Origin of the sequence: Rhodococcus sp. NPDC059968 (assembly GCF_042738615.1) — a bacterium.
In the GTDB taxonomy this organism is placed as follows: domain Bacteria; phylum Actinomycetota; class Actinomycetes; order Mycobacteriales; family Mycobacteriaceae; genus Rhodococcus_F.
Genome location: NZ_JBHWUE010000030.1, coordinates 1 through 1,240, shown reverse-complemented (window position 1 = coordinate 1,240; position 1,240 = coordinate 1). Strand labels below are relative to the sequence as shown.

The 1,240-nt window shown below is 69.5% G+C and carries 2 pseudogenes; both read right to left on the bottom strand.

From position 1 onward, the window contains the following. Positions 1-6: 6 nt before the first annotated feature. Positions 7-356, bottom strand: a pseudogene (locus ACFWAY_RS23360) (3'-5' exonuclease); the annotation flags it as partial. 3 nt (positions 357-359) lie between these two features. After that, positions 360-1,145, bottom strand: a pseudogene (locus ACFWAY_RS23355) (zinc ribbon domain-containing protein); the annotation flags it as partial. Positions 1,146-1,240: the final 95 nt, after the last annotated feature.

Sequence of the window (1,240 nt, the reverse complement as noted above, 5' to 3'; positions counted from 1 at the left end):
CTCGGGTCAGGCGATGCGGAACTGCGCGAGACCGCGAATCGGCCACTCGCCGTTGACGTCCGATGCGTCCCGACCCTGCCGGACGAGGTAGTCGGCGAAGTCGCGTTGCCGTTCGGCGTGCAGCCGGCCTGATGCGTCATGATGTCGAGGGCCCGCAGATTCGGGTACTCCTGTGCGAGCGTCCGGGCGAGGTGTGCCGCGGCGATCGCGTCGGCCTCGGCCTCGTGGGCGTCCTTCAGCGCGATTCCGTAGTGCTCGCACACCGCGCCGAGTGTGCGCCTGCCCTTCCGGTACCGGTCCATCTCGCGGTCGATGACGTAGGGGTCGACCACGATGCCGGTGACGAGTTCGGTCAGCGTCTACGTAGATCTCGTACTGTCTGCCACTGGTGTGGCGGGTGTTGGAGATGGACGTGTGTCACGGCTACCCGCATCACCGTGCGGTGGTGTGGGTTGGACCGTGTCCCACACCGACGCTTGTGGTGCAGGAACATGCTGTTTCGGAGTCACTCCCAACCGCGGTGTCACGGTGGGCAGGCTGCGGCGGACCCGGCGGTGCCGCGGCCGACGCGGGGTGGGACCGTTCTTGTCGCGGCACTTGCGGACCGGCGCGTGCTCGGCCACCCGGACCGCGGGCAACTGCCCACGCCGCCGGGTGACCTTGCCTTTGCCGAGCAGTACGCGTTTGGCCAGGTTCACCCCGGCCACGTGGTCGCGGTTGCCGCCGACCAGGCAGCGGGAACACCACGCGGTGTGGTACCCGCCGGGGCGGGCGAGCGGTTCGTCGCAGCCCGGACACAATGCGGAGGACCCTCGGGCGGGCACCGAGACCACCGTGATGCCGGCACCCGCGGCGGTGTGCGCGAGGGCGGCGGCCGCTTGGCGGCGGGCGGACTGCGCGGCCCGATTGTTGTTGACCCGTCCGTGTCCGCGGGTCTCGAGGGTGGTGAGATCCTCCACCGCGATCATCTGCGCGCCCGCTGCGGTGGCGTAGTCGGTGACCTGGCGGGCGAAGTGGAACGCCAGTTCCCGGTTGATCTTTCCCCGCTTGGCACCCACCGCCTCGCGATGCTCGTTCAGGACGGTGATCTTCGCGTCCAGCTCGGCGCGGACCTCCGGTGGGGCGGTGGCGGCCAGTTGGGTCAATGAATCGCCCTGGATCGAGTGGAGACTCCGGTTCAGGCCACCTCGGGGGTTGAGGCAGCCGGGGGACGCTGTTCACGATAGCGGGTCTCGTACCA